Genomic DNA, 18,635 nt, shown 5'->3' with positions numbered 1-18,635 from the left:
CTTTGATAAAAATACTATTTTGGTAAATATTGATTGGTAAATCCTTGGTCCTTGGTTAATTTTTGATCGACGAGTTTATTATCGCTAAGCCAAGTGTAGAATGCATTCCAGCGTTTTGAACCAATCGTTCCAAAGTTGCCAGAGTTAGTTAAATAATATTTGGATAAGTAATCTTGACTTTCATAGATTAACTTTTGATCGCTCTTTAGCTCGGGAACAGCTTTCATTAAGAGGTCAGCTGAAGCTTTCGGATTTTTCGCTGCGTATTTGTATCCCTCGGTTGCTGCGGCCATAAATTCTTTTGCGACGGTTGGATTCTTCTTTAAGAAACTATTGTTTCCAATAATGATTGGTGTGTAATAGTCAAAAACGGGATTGATGGAACGGAAACTAAAGTAATTAACGGGATAGTTCTTTACCTTAGCGTTAATGCCAGCCCATCCATAAAAGACCCAGATATCGTCTGCTGCTTTAGATTTTAGTCCAGCAACTTCGTCTGTGATGTTGTTGGGAACTTTTTTAACTTTCGAAAAATCACCGCCATCATCTTTAACGACTTGCTTAATCGTAGCTAGTTCGGTTGGAAGATTCCAAGTTGCATAACGGTATCCTTCCATTTTTTTAGGACTTGTAATGCCATCCGCTTTCCGTGACATAATCCCTGAAGTATTATGCTGAAGGATTGTTCCAATCGCTGTTAGTGGCAGAGGATTTTTCTTAGCAATTGCTCCAGCCAGCGTGTCCTGGCCTGAAATACCAATTTGAGCTTTTCCACTGGCAACGATTTGTTCAGCCCCATCTTTTGATGGTTGAACGAACTTAACATTCAAATGGTGCTTTTTAAAATAGCCTTTTTCCTTTGCAACATAAAGTCCAGTATGATTTGTGTTTGGTGTCCAGTCTAAAACAACGGTCACCGTTTGATTTTTAGTAGCGGTTTTAGCTTTTCCACAGGAAGCTAGCAAAAATGAAACGATTGGTAGTAAAGCGAGTAAAGTTAATATTCTTTTATGTTTAAACATGGTTGGTTCTCCTCCAAGGCGTGATAATATATTGAATCCAGTTCACAATTAAGATTAAAAAAAGGCTCAAAAGCGAAATTAAAAAGATTACGGCAAACATTTTGTCGTAGGCATATGCTTTCATTACCCGTGTCATATAGACTCCTAATCCGTCAAAGCCACCGACCCACTCAGAAACAACGGCACTGACAAGCGAATATGAAACGGAGATTTTTAAACTCGAAAAGAAAGCATCTAGTGCATTTGGAAATTTGATATAAAAATAAATTTTGGGTGTGTTAGCACCCAACGTGCGCATCAGGGTGATTAAATCCTGATCGGTAGAACGAAAAGCATCTAACATCCCGACTGCAATTGGAAAGAACGTTGTCGCCACTACCAGAACAACTTTGGGAAGGATACCATAACCAAACCAAAGTATTAATAGCGGTGCAATTGCGATCGTCGGAATTGTTTGACTAATGACAAGCAACGGATAAAGCGCTTTATAAATCGGATGGAAAATATCCATAATCAGGGCCAAAATAACTCCAATGCCAACGCCAAAAAATAATCCCCAAAAGGCTTCTGAAAGTGTCACAAGTGAATTTGAAAAAAGTGCTTGATAGTCATCTCCAAAAGCTTGTAGAACAGACAGTGGCGATGGCAGTAAAAATTCTGGAATTAACTGAAGGGCACTGATTATTTGCCAAACGATTAGAACTAATGCAATTGCAACAAGGGGTAAAAAATTAATGCTGGTATTTGTCAGTTTTTTCATGAATCCCAAGAACCTGTCCTTCTGGTTTGTAATTAATCTTAACGTAAGACATTACTTGAGGTGCGCCAGCATCAGCAGTAATTTTGGTAATATTTTTAACAATGTCCATCAGTTGATCGTAGTTACCTTCAATGGTTGTTTCAAAAGCACCGACCTGATAGTCAACACCCGTTGATTGAATGTATTCGATGGCCTTATCAACCGCTGCAACTAACTTCTCCTCGTCTTCCATCATTGGTAAAACTTGAATTGCTACACTTGTATCCATTGTAATTCCTCCGTATAACTAAAAATTTAAATAAAAAAAGCCGACCTTATGCAAGCCAGCTTTTGTTTATCTAGAAAATAAACATTTTAAACGTAAAAAATGATCTTCCTGCGCTGGCATTATCCATATCAGGTTCGAGGGTCAAAAACCGAATAGTTTTAATCTCAGCCAGGTCGAGCCTAGCACCCCTGTTACAGAAATTAGTATATCTTAAATAAAAAAGAAGTAAAGAAAAAGTGCGTTCAGAATTTTATTGTTTATAAATTCACAAGCACTGATTGATGAAGATGAAGTAACAAATAATTAAAAGAGGTTGATTTAACAGTGTTAAACGTTAGCATTATGTACAAAACGAGAAAATAGGTGCTCTAATAGACATTTCTGTTAGATTCAAATTGAAAAAAATTAACAACGCCTTATTATTGAACAAATCTAAATATCCGTTAAATCAGAAGCCGTAAGTGGATAACAAAAAATAAAATTTTTTTGAGCGAAAGTCTTGCATTTTGGTTTAGACCATTTTATAATTGGACTATACCAAAAATGCAAAGGAGAAATATCATGAAGGTTATTATTGTTAAAGATAACGCACAAGGTGGAAAAGAAGGATACCAACTATTTGCTGATGCAAAGAAGAATGGTGCTAAAACATTTGGTTTGGCAACTGGTAGTACACCAATTACAACATACCAAGAAATCATTAAAAGTGATTTAGATTTTACTGATTCAATTTCAATTAACTTGGACGAATATGTTGGTTTACCAGAGGGTAGCGACCAAAGTTATAATTACTTCATGCACAAGAATTTGTTCGACGCAAAGCCATTCAAGCATTCATACTTGCCTAATGGTCGTGCAGAAGATATTGAAGCCGAAGCAAAACATTATGATCAAATTATTGATGATAACCCAATTGATTTACAAATTCTTGGAATTGGACGTAACGGACACATCGGATTTAATGAACCTGGAACACCTGCTGATAGCAAGACACATAAGGTGACATTAACTCAATCAACAATCGATGCTAATGCGCGTTTCTTCGAACATGAAGAAGATGTTCCACGTTTTGCAATTTCAATGGGACTTGCTTCAATCATGAAGAGTAAACATATTTTGATCGAAGCATTTGGTGAAGATAAAGCTGACGCAATTAAGGGCATGATTGAAGGACCTGTTACAACAGACCTTCCTGCCAGCGTTCTACAAAATCATGATAACGTAACAGTTATTATTGATGAAGCTGCTGCAAGCAAACTTGAAGGTAAATATTAATAAAAAATAGTATTTAATAAGTCTCAAAACCAGGTAGTTGATGGTTTTGAGGCTTTTTTGTTATTAATTATGCAGTGATAATAAATTGTTTAAACGGCATTAATTAATTGAGTTTGAGGTTATTATTAGTTAAAAAAAACTCAAAAATGTTGAAAACGTTTTCCACACAGCATATGATAAATCTATAATTGATGGGATAATTAGGACCGAAATGTAACCATATTTAACAGTTTTATGGTACATTTCAAGAAGTAAGATGATTGGTAACATGGCGCTTATTAAGAATTGATTATCTTAACGATAAATTAATAAGAGATTTATTTTGAGAAATAAGTTAGAATAAATTTCTATTATGAGGAGAAGGAGCGATACTAGTGGAAAAGACAATTGCAATTAATGCGGGAAGTTCAACGCTTAAGTTTAAATTATACGAAATGCCTGAGGAAAGGGTAATATCTTCGGGGGCGGTCGATCGAATTGGAATTCCGGGGTCTAATTTTACAATTAAGACAACGGATGGGAAGAAAGTTGAAATTGATCAACCGATTGAAAATCATGAAGAAGCAGTTGATTTACTGTTACAAGAGCTGATCAAATTAGACATTATTAAAGATTACAATGAAATTACCGGCGTTGGACATCGAGTAGTTGCCGGAGGAGAAATTTTTGAGGACTCCGCTCTAATTGATGACAAGGTTTTAAAGGAAATTGAAGATTTAAAGGAGTATGCACCCCTACATAATCCTGCCAATGCAACTGGGATCCGAGCGTTCAAGAAAATTTTACCAAATATCACAAGTGTGGCCGTTTTCGATACTTCTTTTCATGAAACATTACCAGAAAAAAATTACCTATATAGTATTCCTTATGAATATTATGAAAAATACGGTGCTCGTAAGTATGGCGCACATGGGACTAGCCATAAATACGTTTCACAACGAGCGGCTAAGATAATGGGGAAACCCTTAGAAGACTTAAAGTTAATAACATTACATCTAGGTGCCGGAAGCTCGATCACGGCAATTAAGGATGGCAAGTCATTCGACACATCAATGGGATTCACACCCTTGGCCGGAATTACGATGGCTACGCGTTCAGGAGACATTGATGCATCACTAGTTGTTTATCTAATGGAAAAATTAAATATCACGGATCCAGAAGATATGCTAACTATCTTAAATAAAAAATCAGGGTTGTTAGGTCTGTCTGAAATTTCACCAGATCTTCGAGATATTATTGATGCTGCCGATAAGGGAGATAAAAAAGCTCGAACAGCCATTGATGTGTTTGTTAATAACATTGTGAAGTATATCGGATCATACGCTACAGAAATGGGCGGATTGGATGGAATCGTGTTTACGGCTGGAATTGGTGAAAACAGTGTTCCAATGCGAAAAGAAATCACTTCAAAATTGGGAATCTTTAACGTTAAAATGGATGATGTACTAAATCAAGAACGTGGTGAACGGTTCATCAATACGGAAGACTCAGCAGTTAAAGTGATGGTTATTCCAACCGATGAAGAATTAGCAATTGCACGCGAAGTTGAAAAATTTAAAAAGATGGGGGACTAATCCATTGGATTTATTTGAAAGTTTAAAATCAAAGATTAAGGGTCAAAATAAAACGGTTGTTTTTCCGGAAGGAGAAGATATCCGAGTCTTAAAGGCAGCAATTCGCTTAGCGGAAGATCAATTGGTAAAACCAATTTTACTAGGATTTGAAGCAGATATTAAAGCGGTAGCCAAACAGAATAATTTAAGTTTAGAACAAGTTCAAATTATTGATCCTGAGAAATATCCCGAAAGTGATCAAAAGGAAATGACGGATAAACTGGTTGAACGCCGAAATGGCAAGAATACCGAGGAACAAGTCATCGAAATGCTTAAAGATGTGAATTACTTTGGGACAATGTTAGTATTTTTGGGCAAGGCAGACGCGATGGTTTCGGGCGCAGTTCATGCAACGGGAGATACAGTTCGTCCCGCACTACAAATTATTAAGACAAAGCCCGGAATGCGACGGATCAGCGGATCATTTATTATGCAACGGAATGAAGAACGCTATGTTTTTGGTGATTCGGCAATTAATATTGATCCAGATGCTGACACATTGGCCGAAATTGCAATTCAAAGTGCTGAAACGGCTCGGTTGTTCGGCATTGATCCGAAAGTTGCAATGTTGAGCTTTTCCACAAAAGGATCAGCAGGAGGCGAGATGGTGGATAAAGTCCGTGAAGCGACTAAAATCGCCCAAGAGCGCGATCCAAAAACTCCAATTGATGGCGAACTACAGTTTGATGCGGCTTTCGTCCCAGCTGTTGGAGCAAGTAAGGCTCCGGACTCCAAAGTTGCAGGGCACGCTAACGTCTTTATTTTTCCTGAGCTTCAATCGGGAAACATTGGATACAAAATCGCTCAGCGTTTAGGTGGCTTTGAAGCAATTGGCCCAATTTTGCAAGGATTAAACGCACCTGTTTCCGATTTATCTCGTGGTGCGAGTGAAGAAGATGTATATAAAGTAGCGATTATTACAGCTGCTCAAATTTAATTTTGCGGTAAGGTTTATATTTATAGTAAAAAATCCCGGTGTCAGACCATTTGGTCCACGCCGGGATTTTTTGATGAATTATTTTGCGACTTTGGCTTTACTAGCGCATTCGGGGCAAATGCCTTCAACTTCAACATGGTTAGCGATAATATCATAACCAGTTTTTTCGGCAGCAATTCGATCAATTTTAGCGAGATCAGCTGCATATTCTGGATATTCAACATCAATAATTTTTCCGCAATTAACGCAAATAACGTGAAAATGAGGACGGCCGTAGTAATCATAGTGAACACCATCATCGCCGCTTGTTAGTTCAATCACTAGTCCTTGCTCAACCAATAAATTTAACGTGTTGTATACAGTAGCTAGACTAAGGTTGGGCTCTTTAGCGTTAACCGCTTGGAAAATTGTTTCAACGGTTGGATGATTTCGTTTTTCGATAAGATACTCTAAAATCAATTGTCTTTGCGGAGTAATTCGAATATGATTCTCCTTTAGATGCCCAATTGCTTCGTCAATTGTTTTTTTTGTCATACTTGTTCTCCTAATAAATTCTTAACTAATGAAATATTTCTTTGAAAGGTCGTCGGTTAACTTTAAGTTAAATTAAAAAAGTTTCAACTACGGCTTTACTTTATAAATTTTAATTAATAAAATTAATTATAAGCTAATTAAGGGGGCCACCATGGAGAAGATACATCAATGGTTTAACCAAATTCGTTACGGTGAATACAGTCGAGCCCTGATTCTACTATCAGGGATAATTATAATGCTAACTGGCGAATTTTCAACAACCCTGCCCGTTGCCGCAATCCTTAAAAAAATTGGCGATGGTGGAACTCTGGTACAGTTGATTAATATCCTTCCCTTGGCAATTCTATCCTTAATGTTTCCGATTGGACCGGTTTGGTTTAAAAAAGGGAAAATCGTCAAAACGTTTCAAAATTCGTTGATTTTATTTGCGATTGGAACGTTAATAATCGGCGTTAGTCCTAATTTAGCTTTTCTAATGATTGGCAGGATTATTCAAGCAATCGGAACTGGAATGGTTCTACCAATGCTTCCAACACTAATTATAAGTCTCTTACCCGAGCATAGCCGTTTTGCCAGTTTTTATCAAATCGAAGATGTTATTTTGGGATTCTCAGCGATTTGTGCACTGATTATTACCGGATGTGCAATGTTATTGGGAAATTGGAAGTACGTCAATCTTTTTATTATTATTTTGACGCTCATTGTCTATTATAGTGCATCGTACATAAAAATTAATTTAGAAGTAAGTTCTCGTCATATCGAGTGGTTAAATGCCCTATTTTCGGGTGGACTGTTACTTATTATTGGTTGGTTAGTTACGCTGACTAAAACTGGAACGCATATTCCAAAATGGAGTAGCTGGTTCTTTTTTATTAGTGGTATTTTATTTTTTACGATTTATATATGGCGAGAACTCCATGTCGATCCGCCACTGATTGATTTCAGGAACTTATTTAACATTAGATACCTAAGAGGACTTATTTTACAGGGAATTGGGGCTTCCTCATTAGTTGTATTAATGATTATTGGGGTGCTATACCTAAGTCAAGGACTTAGATATCCCATCTTTTTAACAGGAATTGCTTTAGTTCCGTCAATTTTAATAATGATTGGGTTTCATCACTTTACCAAAAAACTTTTAAGCCGAATGAATTTAGTGAGCCGCGCAAGAATCGCGATGGGAATCATGATGTTTGGATGGGGATGCTTATCAATCTTTTCAGCACACCTCCACATGATGTTGTTTGTAATATTAACAATGATCATTGAAGCGGGACATGGACTATTGATTCAGGTCGGAAAAAATTTGAGCAAAGATCAAAAGTCAGAGTATCTGGTAAAGATGGCGGATGTTTTCACGGCACAGTTTAAGTTAATGACATCGGCACTCGTTTTAACAATTCTATCAGTTGTGCTACAAAATGTAACGGAAAATCAAACGGCTTCGGCATTGCCTGGAAAACTATCTTCCTTGCTTGGTTACCGCGCTGCGTTTTTGATTTTTTTTATTATTACAATCGTGGGTTGGATTATTACAATGATTGCAGGCCGTAACTTTAATTTAAGCAAGTACTTTATGAAACGAAAATAGTTGGAGAAAATAAATGAGTTTAAAGATTGTTTTTAGAAAAAGTAAAACCTTTCTAAGGGCGTTATTAAAGAGGTTCAATGAATCAGAGGTCGTAAATAATTCAATTGTATTGGCATATTACTTATTATTATCGCTTTTCCCGATGGTGATGTTACTGGGGTCATTGCTGCCGTTATTTCAAATCCACGTGAAGACGGTACTAGAATATATTGAAACAGCGGTCCCAGAAACAATTTACAATATCACGGAACCAATTGTAAGAGATTTTTTAGGGTCCGGTAATGGGGAACTTTTCTCATTCAGTTTGTTATTAACCCTTTATTCTGCCAGTCAAGCAGTTGCGGCATTTCAACGAACAGTTAACCGAGCTTACGATGTGGCTAAGTATCAGAATCCGATCGTTAATCGAGTGGTGGCCTTCTTTTTGACAGTCATTATCATTGGCATCGTCTCTGTTTTGGTTTTTATTTTTAGTTTTGGACAAACGCTAATAAGTTACTTAACGCCAATTATGAACCTCCCAACGCACTGGTTTAATTTAGTTGGTCAACTAAAATGGCCGGTCACCATTATGGGACTTTTTATTGGACTGGCATTGCTATACTACTTAGTTCCGAACGCAAAAATTAAATTTCGATACGTGATTCCAGGGTCATTAGTTGCGACTGCTGGAACGATGATTCTTTCACAGTTCTTTTCTTTTTACCTGCGGGTTTTTGCCCAATCAGTGACAAGTTACAAAACGTTGGGAACGTTCATTGCGATTATGTTCTGGCTCAATTTTTCGGCAATGATTATCATGTTGGGGGGCGTAATCAACGCCACTTGGCAGGAATTAAAGGATGGAAAAATTGTGGAAACATCGGGGAGCTTTAGAAAAGTAGCTGGAAAATATAAAATTAAACGAAGAAAATAAAATTATCATTTTTAATTTAGTATATGAAAATAGTGACCCTCAAAGGTTAGATGATAGTCTAACTTTTGGGGGTCACTTTGATGAGAGCGGAATTTTAAAGGCCAAGCTTATCTTTAATACTATTAATTGCTTCGGTAATTTTATCCATTGAATTGGTTAAATTGGCGTTAGATAATGCCTGTTGAGCCTCGTCGGCGGACTGGGCCTGCGCGATTGTATCAACGGTGTCCGAAAGTTTATTAACAGTCTTTGTGAGACTTTGAGTTGCGTTATTTTGGTCCATTTGAGCAATTTTATTTGAAAGTTCGGTGTTTTGCTGCTTCAACTGATTAATTTCGTTTTCAAAAGTAGCACGGTCATTGTCACTTTTGTACTTTTGAACCGTATCCTTTAGAGCACTAATCTGTTGTTGAAGATCTTTATTCACATCCGAAATCTTAGCGATGCTTTGAGAATTTGAAGAACTATTCGAGGCACTTGCCGAACTAAGCGAAGATACGCTGCTTTGGGCATCCTGAAGTGCTTGATTTTGTTGTTGGTTTTGACGCCAAAAAGCCCATCCAGTTGCGATTAAAACTAACCCAATCACCCAAAAAATCCATTTTTTGGAACGGGGTGCTCTAGGAGGGTTAGAGTAATTTTGATTATTATTTAGACGAGTATTCGATAAATTTGAATTATTTTCTTGTTGAACGATGGCATTAATTGCTGTTTGGGCATAGTTGCCCTCTTGATCTTGGACGCTAACAATAATCCGATATTGACCAGCAACATCGTAATTTACCTGCCGGTCGTCAACATTAAGTCCTTGTGAGATATTATTTCCGTGATAATCCACGGCTGTAACACCGGCAAGTGCAAGAATATTTTGTTGATGATAACCCAAATTTAAGTAAATATCATAGTTTTGAACTCGAATTTGAGGGGCATTTAGATTATTCATGGAATTCTCCTTTCGCTTTAGTTTAATTATACCAAAATGGTTGTGAAACGTATTTTAAGAAAGGGTGAAGCTAATCACATAGTTGTTGGTTCTGGAGACGTTTATAAAAAATGAAGGCGACAATAACTAGCAAAAGACCGGTGGCAACCATGATCCATTTGATTGCGACATAATCAGCTAGTGGACCAAAGAAAAGCATTGCAATTGGGTAAATTCCAGTGGAAACGATTTGAAGCAATGAAAAAATTCTTCCCATCCATAGATCAGGAACGTTTTCTTGAATCAAAATATTGGTCGTTCCTTGAATAATTGGCATGAAAATTCCCGAACCAAACATAAAAAACAGGTATAAAGTAAACGATGTTGAAATTCCCATTAGGGTGAAACAAATGCCCGAACCAATAAATCCGATGGCAATCCATTTAATTTTATTCGGAATTTGTTTGTGAAGAGAGATAAAGAGCCCCCCAAGCGCGGATCCAATTGTCCATAACAATTCATTTAGTGTTAACAACCAGACGTTTGATCCAAAAGTTCTTTTTACAAATAAAGTTGATAGTTGTGAAGAAGGTGCAATTAGAATAAACGCGATTGCCGTAAAAATCAGAAAATTTCGAATACCATGGTTCTTAAAAGTAAAATGTAGACCAGTTTTAATATCTTGAATGGAAGAAGTAGTCGATTTAGGTTTGTTAAATAAACTTTTTAAAGTTTTAATATTTAATAGTAAAACAATTCCGACGGCGGCCGTGATCAAGTCCACAATAAAGACGGCAAACATACCTAAGTTATTTAAAATGTACCCGCTAAGTAAGGGAGAGATCAGTAATAAAATGGAACTGATGGTTTGATTAACCCCGTTCATTCGGGTGATTTGTTCTTTCGGAATCAGCTGTGGAAAAAAGGCATTACCGACGGGAGTTGAAACGCCGGTTCCCAAAGAGCGAATCGCAGCGATACCTAGTAAAATCCAGAGACTTTGGTCAATCCAAAAATAGACGATTGCTAATAAAATGGTTATGGCACTGACAAAAGTACTTGATAAAACTAAAAGACGGCGTCGGTCATAGCGATCAGACCAGGTACCCGCAAATAAAGAAATTAAAATTTGGGGGAGCGTCGTGGCAAGGGTCGCCAGCATCATCCACGTTCCAGACGAAGACTTTAAAGCAATGTACCAAAGAATCGCAAAATAAACCGCCGAAGAACCAAAAAGAAAAAAGTTCTGGGCGGTTATAAAAAGTGTAATATTTCTTTTCCAAGGGCGGGGGGACTGATTCATAGTCTTAGCCCTCGCTGTGGACAACCTTAAAAACTTCCGTGACAATCGGGTCATCTTCACTGAACTTGCTGTCATAGTTGCTCATCAACTCTGTAAATTTCTTAGATGAGCGGGTACGCCAGTCTTCCAGACTTAAATCGCCTTCGCCCTCGTTATATGCATGTTCTGCCGATACTCTGAGGAAGGGGATTAATTCCGAAACTACGGTCTGAATGATTGCAACGGGCTTCATTTCACCATTTAATAAAACGTAGTAATCACCAACTTGGGGAACAGCTTCTTGTTCTGCGGCATAGTAGGCCAAAGGTTTAGAAGTTGATCTTTTTTGTCCATGCAGAATCAGATCATTTAGCCGATCAATTTCGTCGGGTTGATCCTGCTGTCCAAACCACCGCGTTTGGAAATTACCTTTCGTGATATTATTTTTTTCTACAAATTCATTCCACATATGTTCTGCTGGGGTTGCCATAAGTATCATTTCCTTCCAAATTATTGTTGCTTCATTTTAGCATTGTGAAACCGTTTGCGCAAAAGAAAGTAGCTAAAAGTTATAGTACTATTCTAAATATATTTTTCGTAAATCGTTTAAATCCTGATCAGTTAGTTCGAGGGCTTCCTTAAAGTAATTATCCCAGCTACCAAAGGTGTTAATAATTGTCTGATGGGCGTTGTCTAAATTAGAAGCTGCTACGGTAAAGACGCTGTTCATTTTTTGAATCAGTTTATCAACGTGTTCATTTGTAATTTGTTGACGAAGTTGGTCTGGATCACGTTGACTATAAACTAGATTAGTTAGCAGGTAATCTTGCCGGATTGTATCGTAAGGAACTTGAAGGGCAGCCATAATTAGCATTCCTGCAACGCCGGTTCGATCTTTACCCGCCGCACAATGAAAAAGGAGTGATTCCTTTTCATGGGTGTTATCGAGTAAATCAAGAAACATTTGTCGAAACGCAATTCGGGAGTGCTCACCTAAAACCATCACTAAATAAGGATCGTACATGGTTTGTTCATACGACTGATATTTAAGATTCTGATGATCAGGGATGTCAGAATGTTCCCCACGTTGGATTGGATAAACGGGATAGGAGCGAAAAATAGTCGTTGATGGGATTCGATCCGCGTTCCATTCGACTTCAGATGGGGAACGTAAATCAATATCATACTTTAAACCGTATTCCCCCAAAGCTTCGACAGAAGAGGGCGTTAGCCGAGATAACTCGCCAGAACGCAGTAATTTTTGCCACTTAATGGTTTGATTGAATTGATTTTGATATCCGCCAAGTTCTCGAAAATTGATTGCACCAGGAACATTTAAAATTCGTTCGGGTTTCATAAAAATCCTCCCTCATAATTTGATGAATAATTAAGTATATTATAACGGTCTATCAGGAATAAGGATAGTAAAGGGATGAAACGAGAAATGATTTCAGCAATGTTTTTAAATTAAGAAAAGAAAAACGATGGAAAGTAAAAAGACGCCTCACAGGGCGTCTTTTTGGGGAGTAGGTTGTTGAAAACTAAATTCTGTACTTTTTGGAGGAGTAATCAGAATAAAAGTTTAATGAACAAGGAGTTTATCCCTCATCCATGTAAATCATACTAAACCATAAATGTGAATTTTTTGTTAACTTAATATATTGAAAATGACAAGTTTTAAATAAATTTTTCAATAAAATGTTTTACGTGATAATGGTACCGTAGAGGATTGATCCAATAACTTTCTGCGTGAGTAGCATTTTTCACAATCCATTTTGCTTTTGGAGCGGTGACAACCGAGTACGATTTTTCCGTCATCCAAGATGGAACAAAACGATCTAGCTGACCATGAATAAAAAGAATTGGAAGTTTGTTTTTCTTTAATTGTTCGGTGGAAGAAACCACCGAAATTGGAAAACCTAAACGTTTCTGATTTAGCCGACTGACGATGCCAGTGATGGGTTGTTTTGGAAGATGAAACTGCTGTTTTAATAAGAATACCAATTCTTCTTCTAAACTGGAGTAGCCACAATCCGAAACGAGAACTTTAACTTGAGGTGGAAGATGTTCACCACTAGCCATTTGAACGGTGGCACCACCCATACTGACACCAAAAAGAGCGATATTGATATCTTTTCCAAGTTTGCTAACCATTAATTGTGACCATTGGACGTAATCGAGTCGATCAATCCAGCCAAAATTAATGTATTTTCCAGAACTCGCACCATGTCCGCGATCATCGGGCACCAGCACGTGGTAGCCCCAGTCATGAAACATTTTGGCAAAGTTTGCCATGGTTTCGCCGTTGCCCTTGTAACCGTGCGCAATGATAACACTTTTTTTAGATGGTCTATCAGCAGGAATATATTTGGCAACGATGTAATTTTCAGGATCACCTTGATTTAAAGACCAGGTTGAAGAGGGAACCTCTTGATACCACTTAACATACTCAAAGTACTTTTCAGCATATTGCTGTTTGTCAGCCGAAGCATCGGGAACATAATCAATTCTCCTAAACGCATAATCGTAAAGTTTAGCGCTAAGGATAGCGAGGCCAGAGGCTGCCAGTGTGACGGGTCCCATAAATGACAGTCCAATTCGATAATCACGACGCATTTCATCATCCCCCCAGAAAAAATTACTCTAAATAGATGCTCTTAAGGTCAGTAAGATCGTGATCGGTTAATTGAAGATACTCTCGCAAATAGCCATCCATCGATCCTGAAAGCTTTTTAATTTCGTCCATTGCTGAATTATAATAAGAGATATTAACAGATTGAAGCGCCCGAATGCTTTGGATAAACGCTGAATTTTTATTTTGAAGCTTCAGATCCATTATGATGCCATCTTGAAAGGATTTAGAAGCTCGATTAGTTAGAAGGTAATCGGCCTTAATTGTATCTTCATCAACGTTTAAAGCGCTTAGAAGAAAGACTGCGCCCATTCCGGTTCGGTCTTTTCCAGCCGTACAGTGGAAAAGAAGCGCCGAATTGGTTGCACTATTTGATAAAAGCACGTCAAAAAATTTCCGATAAGCTTTTTGAGCATGGGGCTGATTAATCACGTCGCGATAAACACGACGCATTTCAACTAATCCACTGGTTGCATCGATGTTCATCTTACGTTGAAGTTCATCGGTTTGCTTTGTACTTTGGGTTTCATCAACGGGAAAAACGGGATCAAAGGTATACTCAGCATTGGCTGGAACCTGGTCGGGAAACTTGCTTTTTTCCTCGGGAGAACGAAAATCAACGTCGTATTTAACTCCGTAGTTTTCGAGGAAGGTCATATCATCCATCGATAAGCCAGCTAATTTTCCAGAACGAATTAACTTATTCCACTTAGTAGTTTTTCCATCTTGAGTTGTATACCCACCTAATTCACGAAAATTTATTCCAGATGAAATTGGTAAGAGTCGCTGTTGTTCCATGTTAATTCCTCACTTTATGATTTTATTTGATTGCGCACCCGTTCCGACATGTTGTTGTAAATCCGTTCGCAATCTTTACTATTTCCACGAAGTTCATAATCATCAATCATTTCAAATCCATAGTCCTGAGCATATCGACGAGCGGTTAAACAGTATTGTTCATTGAAATTACGATTACCACTACCGACAACACCCATGCAAAGACGCCGATTGTTATGATATGCGATGTATTCCCCTAAAGCATTGGTCATTAGCTCTTTAACACCGTTATCAATTCCGTTTCCACCATCAAGATAGGTTGGGACGAAGGCAAAGTAGGGATCTGTTTCATCAGCAAAATCAGTTTCGTCAGTAATTTCTTTTTCAGAAATTAGTGGATTGTCGGAGTCAATTTGATGCATTTTTTCGGCATAATCGATAAGATCATCGACAAATGATTGGGTATTTCCAGCGATTGAAATATATAAAAGATGAATCTGATTTTTCATGATAAGAGCTCCTTGGTTTGATTTTATTTCAAAAGTAATTTTACGCTCCTATTACTTAAAATGATACCACGGTGAAGTTGCAAATAAATAATGTTATGCAAATGAAAGAGGTTTTATGGAAACGGTATCAAAATGTAGTACAATGGTTTTAACAACATAAGGGGTGAAGACTTTGGAACCATATCTAGTATTTATGGATATCGATGGGACCTTAATTGATAACCATCAAAATGTCCTACCTGCAACAAAAAAGACGATTGAGGAATTACAACAACAAGGCGTGATTTTTTATATTGCAACAGGCCGGATGCTGTCGTTAGCCGAGTTGGTTCAAAGAAAGATTAATAGCGATGTTGAAATTATTGCGTCCAACGGCTCAGTTTATCAAAAGGGGCGCCACATCCATAAAGAACATTTAGGATGGAATGCGCTAAAGGAAATTTACAATGTTACGATGGAGCTAGGACTTTCGACGAACTTTTTTACAACGGATTTAACGTATTATACGAATGAGAAACCTTGGTTATTGAGTCGACTCGCTCGGGTACGAGTAATGTCTGATAAGATGGGTAATCGAAAGTTTGAAAAAATTAGGGATTTGGATCATCTACGCCAACTAAGCGATCAAATTATTAATGGTATTACGATTGATCGGACCAATTCTAAACGTTTAACGGAAGCTCGTGAAAAATTAAAAGCTTCGGGACTGTTAACGGTGTCGGCGTCTGCGCCAACTAATATTGAGTTAATCCCCCGTCGGATCTCCAAGGCAACGGCAGTTCGTGCGATTATGGATCAGTATCGGATTCCGGTTGAAAGAACGATCGGATTTGGTAATGATATGAATGATCTGGAAATGTTACAAGCCGTTGGAACGGGCGTTGCAATGGGAAATAGTCCTCAGATTTTGAAAGACGAGGCTGATACAATAACCGATAGTAATTTAGAAAATGGGATCGGAAATTTCCTGGATAAATTTTTCAAATTAAAATAACGAGGTTATTTACTGATATAAAAAAACTTCAATCCTATTGCGGATCGAAGTTTTTTTGGTATCTAACCGAATATATTTTCATTTTCTTCAACAACAGGAGGAACACTATCAATTTCTTCTGGCTTTAATTTACGAACTAAGAACCAGTCAATATGGGCGTTTTCGTTATCAAGCACTTCAAAATCATAATTTTGAATCCGAACATGTTCATTAACTTTAATGTCGGGTTTGTGATCAATGACGTAACCACCCAGTGTAACAACGTCTTCTTCTTCAAAATCTGGAACGTCAATTCCAAAGAAACGTTCAAAATCGTACACCGTTGTTTTTCCACTAACTTTATAGCAACCATCCTGTTGCTTATGAATGTAATCTCCGGAAACGTCGTCAATCTCATCGTTAATGTTGCCAAAGACTTCTTCATAAATATCTTTATCTGTAATAATTCCGCTGGTTCCGCCGTATTCATCGATTACAACGGAAATTGGAACCTGCTTTTGAATCATTTGTTCTAGAACATCTTGTAGTGCAAGCGTTTCTGGAACGGTAATAATGTTTCGAAGAAGCTTGCTGACCTTAATATCGCCATCAACCTGGCTTTGACGAATAATATCGTAATTGTATATGTAACCAAGGATTTTATCTTTATCATTATTGGCAACAACTGGAAAACGACTAAAACGACTTTGGAGGTATTGGCGGAGAGCCTCATCGACTTTACTATCAATATCTAAAACAACAAGCTGCGTTCGATCAATCATGATGTCCTTGGCAACTTTATCGTTAAAATCAAAAGCCCGCTGCATGTACACATAATCGTTTTTATCAAGTGCACCGCCGCCAACCGCATTCTTAGATAGATTTAAAATTTCTGCTTGGGAGAAAACTTCGTCGTTTTCGTCGGCTGGTTGCATTCCAAGTAGACGGACAATTCCATTAGCGGAAGCGTTTAGTAACCAAACAAATGGATAAAATGCAGTATGGAAGTAATGCAGTGGAGTTACAACCCACATCAAAACTTTAAGAGGAATATCAATACTGATATTCTTTGGAACAATTTCGGTAATAACCACTTCAAGGTAAGTTAACAGTAAAACACCCACGATGGCACCAACAATGTGTAAGGATGCCGTGTTAACCAGGTGAGTTGCACCAAAAACTTCGACAACAAAAAACTCGACGGTTGATTCACCAATCCAACCTAAAATAATTCCACAAATTGAGGTACCAACCTGCGTTGTTGACAAGTATTCGTTTAATTTACGAACCATGCGCATTGCCAACTGGTATTTCTTCTTTTTGCGAGCGCTTGTTGCAACCTTTTCAGCCTCTTCTAAGGCACTGAGTCGCGTCTGAACTAAAGCAAATTCCGCAGCGACAAAAAAGTAAGCTAATATAAAAGTAATTAGCATCACAATCAGGTTAGAGACTATCTGACCGCTATCCAAAAATAATTCCCCATTTCTTTTTCTAGTTATTCCTACATTATACAACGATAATTTTAAAATTAGTATGAAAAGTGAGTTTATTTTTCATGTTGTAAAAGGTCTTTAATGTTATCATAAGTTTGTAAAACTTACTTAAACTTTGAATCGGGGGATATAAGGTATGCAAAAAATTGATATTGGCGGAATGAAAGCTTCCAATGTGGCATTAGGTATTATGCGGATGGACGCATTGACCAATGAAGAAGCGGGTACTGCAATTGACACCGCTTTTGATGCTGGAATTAATTATATTGACTCTGCAGACATCTATGCACAAGGGGAATCTAGCATTCGTTTTCGAGAAGGTTTGAAACTTTCTGGTGTCCATCGAGAAGATTTGTATATTCAATCGAAGGGTGGAATTGAAAACTCTAACAAGGGTGAAGTTCCTTATGGAAATCGGTATAATTTTGGCAAAGAACACATCATTTCAGCCGTAGATGGTGAATTACAAAGATTGGGAGTTGACTATTTAGATTCATTTTTACTACATCGTCCAGATGCGTTAATGGAACCAGAACAGATTGCTGAAGCATTTGATGAGCTACAAGCTGCTGGAAAAGTCCGTCATTTTGGCGTTTCCAACTTTAACCCGATGCAAATTGAACTAGTTCAAAAATATACAAAACAAAAATTAGAGATTAATCAACTTCAATTCGGAATTATGCACACCGGAATGATCGATTTTGGGATGCACACAAATATGTTTGATGACCGCAGCATTGATCACGATGGCCAGTCGTTGGAATATGCAAGATTGCATGACATTACTATTCAAGCGTGGTCACCATATCAATACGGCTTCTTTGATGGCGTATTTATTGATAATCCGAAGTTCCCAGAACTAAATAAAAAAATGAAGCAAATTGCAGATATTTACGGAGTTACTAAAAATGCAATTGCAACAGCCTGGATTTTACGCCATCCAGCTCAATTCCAGGTTTTATTAGGAACGATGAATCCCGAACATATTAAGGAATCAGCCGCCGGAAGCGATGTTCAAATAACAGGACAAGAATGGTATGACATCTACTACGCTGCCGGAAACGACATGCCATAAGGGTTAAATGAGTGTAGTAACTTAAAAAACACAGATGCGGGTTATATACCTTGGCG

The 18,635-nt window shown here is 37.7% G+C and carries 19 protein-coding genes and 1 riboswitch; of the genes, 7 read left to right on the top strand and 12 right to left on the bottom strand.

Translation table 11 applies throughout. From position 1 onward, the window contains the following. Positions 1-14: 14 nt before the first annotated feature. From IV81_RS05155 to IV81_RS05145, 3 genes are read right to left on the bottom strand one after another with little or no spacing between them, the layout of a single operon-like run. The gene (locus IV81_RS05155; protein ID WP_057802783.1) at positions 15-1,022 is read right to left on the bottom strand and encodes an ABC transporter substrate-binding protein; all 1,008 of its coding nucleotides are present in this window, start codon (positions 1,020-1,022) and stop codon (positions 15-17) included. Then, complete coding sequence (locus tag IV81_RS05150; protein WP_057802782.1) at positions 1,015-1,782, bottom strand: ABC transporter permease; 768 nt, start codon at positions 1,780-1,782, stop codon at positions 1,015-1,017. Before IV81_RS05150 ends, IV81_RS05155 begins: the two co-directional genes overlap by 8 nt. Further along, a complete protein-coding gene (locus IV81_RS05145; RefSeq protein ID WP_057802781.1) occupies positions 1,754-2,050 on the bottom strand; it encodes a thiamine-binding protein in 297 nt (98 codons plus the stop codon). Before IV81_RS05145 ends, IV81_RS05150 begins: the two co-directional genes overlap by 29 nt. Before the next feature lie 88 nt (positions 2,051-2,138). Beyond that, positions 2,139-2,250: riboswitch (TPP riboswitch) on the bottom strand. Positions 2,251-2,611: 361 nt separating this feature from the next. Between IV81_RS05145 and nagB the strand changes: the two genes are divergently transcribed. The 3 genes from nagB to pta all read left to right on the top strand — a co-directional run bounded on the left by nagB (position 2,612) and on the right by pta (position 5,875). After that, positions 2,612-3,325 carry a glucosamine-6-phosphate deaminase gene (gene nagB, locus IV81_RS05140; RefSeq protein ID WP_057802780.1) on the top strand — a complete coding sequence of 238 codons (714 nt, stop codon included), beginning with the start codon at positions 2,612-2,614 and terminating at the stop codon, positions 3,323-3,325. Positions 3,326-3,699: 374 nt separating this feature from the next. After that, on the top strand, positions 3,700-4,899 hold the full coding sequence (locus tag IV81_RS05135; RefSeq protein WP_057802779.1) for an acetate/propionate family kinase: 1,200 nt from the start codon (positions 3,700-3,702) through the stop codon (positions 4,897-4,899). A gap of 4 nt (positions 4,900-4,903) precedes the next feature. After that, complete coding sequence (gene pta, locus IV81_RS05130) at positions 4,904-5,875, top strand: phosphate acetyltransferase (RefSeq protein WP_057802778.1); 972 nt, start codon at positions 4,904-4,906, stop codon at positions 5,873-5,875. 78 nt (positions 5,876-5,953) lie between these two features. On the opposite strand, the gene IV81_RS05125 is transcribed toward pta, so the two are convergent. Beyond that, positions 5,954-6,409: a Fur family transcriptional regulator gene (locus IV81_RS05125; protein WP_057802777.1), complete on the bottom strand. Its 456-nt coding sequence runs from the start codon at positions 6,407-6,409 to the stop codon at positions 5,954-5,956. A 151-nt stretch (positions 6,410-6,560) separates the two neighbouring features. On the opposite strand from IV81_RS05125, the gene IV81_RS05120 reads away from it, so the two are divergent. Further along, entirely contained in the window at positions 6,561-8,000 is a 1,440-nt protein-coding gene (locus tag IV81_RS05120; RefSeq protein ID WP_057802776.1) for an MFS transporter, read from the top strand. Between the two features lie 13 nt (positions 8,001-8,013). Continuing rightward, positions 8,014-8,916: a YihY/virulence factor BrkB family protein gene (locus IV81_RS05115; protein ID WP_057802775.1), complete on the top strand. Its 903-nt coding sequence runs from the start codon at positions 8,014-8,016 to the stop codon at positions 8,914-8,916. 94 nt (positions 8,917-9,010) lie between these two features. Here the strand turns inward: IV81_RS05115 and IV81_RS05110 are convergent, their stop codons facing one another. From IV81_RS05110 to nrdI, 7 genes are all read right to left on the bottom strand, one after another. Continuing rightward, a complete protein-coding gene (locus tag IV81_RS05110) occupies positions 9,011-9,859 on the bottom strand; it encodes a hypothetical protein (RefSeq protein WP_057802774.1) in 849 nt (282 codons plus the stop codon). 70 nt (positions 9,860-9,929) lie between these two features. Next, positions 9,930-11,141 (bottom strand): MFS transporter, encoded by a 1,212-nt coding sequence (locus IV81_RS05105; RefSeq protein ID WP_057802773.1) that lies wholly within the window; start codon positions 11,139-11,141, stop codon positions 9,930-9,932. Positions 11,142-11,145: 4 nt separating this feature from the next. Continuing rightward, entirely contained in the window at positions 11,146-11,610 is a 465-nt protein-coding gene (locus IV81_RS05100; protein ID WP_057802772.1) for an ASCH domain-containing protein, read from the bottom strand. Positions 11,611-11,697: 87 nt separating this feature from the next. Next, a complete protein-coding gene (locus IV81_RS05095; RefSeq protein WP_057802771.1) occupies positions 11,698-12,477 on the bottom strand; it encodes a tyrosine-protein phosphatase in 780 nt (259 codons plus the stop codon). Between the two features lie 320 nt (positions 12,478-12,797). Then, positions 12,798-13,736 carry an alpha/beta hydrolase gene (locus IV81_RS05090; RefSeq protein ID WP_057802770.1) on the bottom strand — a complete coding sequence of 313 codons (939 nt, stop codon included), beginning with the start codon at positions 13,734-13,736 and terminating at the stop codon, positions 12,798-12,800. A 22-nt stretch (positions 13,737-13,758) separates the two neighbouring features. After that, on the bottom strand, positions 13,759-14,550 hold the full coding sequence (locus IV81_RS05085; RefSeq protein WP_057802769.1) for a tyrosine-protein phosphatase: 792 nt from the start codon (positions 14,548-14,550) through the stop codon (positions 13,759-13,761). A 14-nt stretch (positions 14,551-14,564) separates the two neighbouring features. Then, positions 14,565-15,038 carry a class Ib ribonucleoside-diphosphate reductase assembly flavoprotein NrdI gene (gene nrdI, locus IV81_RS05080; RefSeq protein WP_057802768.1) on the bottom strand — a complete coding sequence of 158 codons (474 nt, stop codon included), beginning with the start codon at positions 15,036-15,038 and terminating at the stop codon, positions 14,565-14,567. A 172-nt stretch (positions 15,039-15,210) separates the two neighbouring features. Here nrdI and IV81_RS05075 point away from each other — a divergent pair, with 172 nt between their 5' ends. Continuing rightward, positions 15,211-16,032 (top strand): Cof-type HAD-IIB family hydrolase, encoded by an 822-nt coding sequence (locus IV81_RS05075; RefSeq protein ID WP_057802767.1) that lies wholly within the window; start codon positions 15,211-15,213, stop codon positions 16,030-16,032. A 62-nt stretch (positions 16,033-16,094) separates the two neighbouring features. Here IV81_RS05075 and IV81_RS05070 read toward each other — a convergent pair whose 3' ends face one another. Further along, positions 16,095-17,480: a hemolysin family protein gene (locus tag IV81_RS05070; RefSeq protein WP_057802766.1), complete on the bottom strand. Its 1,386-nt coding sequence runs from the start codon at positions 17,478-17,480 to the stop codon at positions 16,095-16,097. 160 nt (positions 17,481-17,640) lie between these two features. Between IV81_RS05070 and IV81_RS05065 the strand changes: the two genes are divergently transcribed. Then, positions 17,641-18,579 carry an aldo/keto reductase gene (locus tag IV81_RS05065; protein WP_057802765.1) on the top strand — a complete coding sequence of 313 codons (939 nt, stop codon included), beginning with the start codon at positions 17,641-17,643 and terminating at the stop codon, positions 18,577-18,579. Positions 18,580-18,635: the final 56 nt, after the last annotated feature.

Source organism: Pediococcus stilesii, from assembly GCF_001437075.1.
GTDB classification, from domain to species: domain Bacteria; phylum Bacillota; class Bacilli; order Lactobacillales; family Lactobacillaceae; genus Pediococcus; species Pediococcus stilesii.
This window is presented reverse-complemented; position numbering and strand designations above follow the sequence as displayed.

Bases quoted from the DNA above. Each gene is read 5' to 3' on its own strand.
- IV81_RS05110 (WP_057802774.1), bottom strand. From the start codon at position 9,859: ATGAATAATCTAAATGCCCCTCAAATTCGAGTTCAAAACTATGATATT.
- IV81_RS05085 (WP_057802769.1), bottom strand. From the start codon at position 14,550: ATGGAACAACAGCGACTCTTACCAATTTCATCTGGAATAAATTTTCGT.
- IV81_RS05095 (WP_057802771.1), bottom strand. From the start codon at position 12,477: ATGAAACCCGAACGAATTTTAAATGTTCCTGGTGCAATCAATTTTCGA.
- IV81_RS05100 (WP_057802772.1), bottom strand. From the start codon at position 11,610: ATGGCAACCCCAGCAGAACATATGTGGAATGAATTTGTAGAAAAAAAT.
- IV81_RS05065 (WP_057802765.1), top strand. From the start codon at position 17,641: ATGCAAAAAATTGATATTGGCGGAATGAAAGCTTCCAATGTGGCATTA.
- IV81_RS05115 (WP_057802775.1), top strand. From the start codon at position 8,014: ATGAGTTTAAAGATTGTTTTTAGAAAAAGTAAAACCTTTCTAAGGGCG.
- IV81_RS05125 (WP_057802777.1), bottom strand. From the start codon at position 6,409: ATGACAAAAAAAACAATTGACGAAGCAATTGGGCATCTAAAGGAGAAT.
- nrdI (WP_057802768.1), bottom strand. From the start codon at position 15,038: ATGAAAAATCAGATTCATCTTTTATATATTTCAATCGCTGGAAATACC.
- IV81_RS05155 (WP_057802783.1), bottom strand. From the start codon at position 1,022: ATGTTTAAACATAAAAGAATATTAACTTTACTCGCTTTACTACCAATC.
- IV81_RS05120 (WP_057802776.1), top strand. From the start codon at position 6,561: ATGGAGAAGATACATCAATGGTTTAACCAAATTCGTTACGGTGAATAC.
- IV81_RS05090 (WP_057802770.1), bottom strand. From the start codon at position 13,736: ATGCGTCGTGATTATCGAATTGGACTGTCATTTATGGGACCCGTCACA.
- IV81_RS05145 (WP_057802781.1), bottom strand. From the start codon at position 2,050: ATGGATACAAGTGTAGCAATTCAAGTTTTACCAATGATGGAAGACGAG.
- nagB (WP_057802780.1), top strand. From the start codon at position 2,612: ATGAAGGTTATTATTGTTAAAGATAACGCACAAGGTGGAAAAGAAGGA.
- IV81_RS05150 (WP_057802782.1), bottom strand. From the start codon at position 1,782: ATGAAAAAACTGACAAATACCAGCATTAATTTTTTACCCCTTGTTGCA.
- IV81_RS05105 (WP_057802773.1), bottom strand. From the start codon at position 11,141: ATGAATCAGTCCCCCCGCCCTTGGAAAAGAAATATTACACTTTTTATA.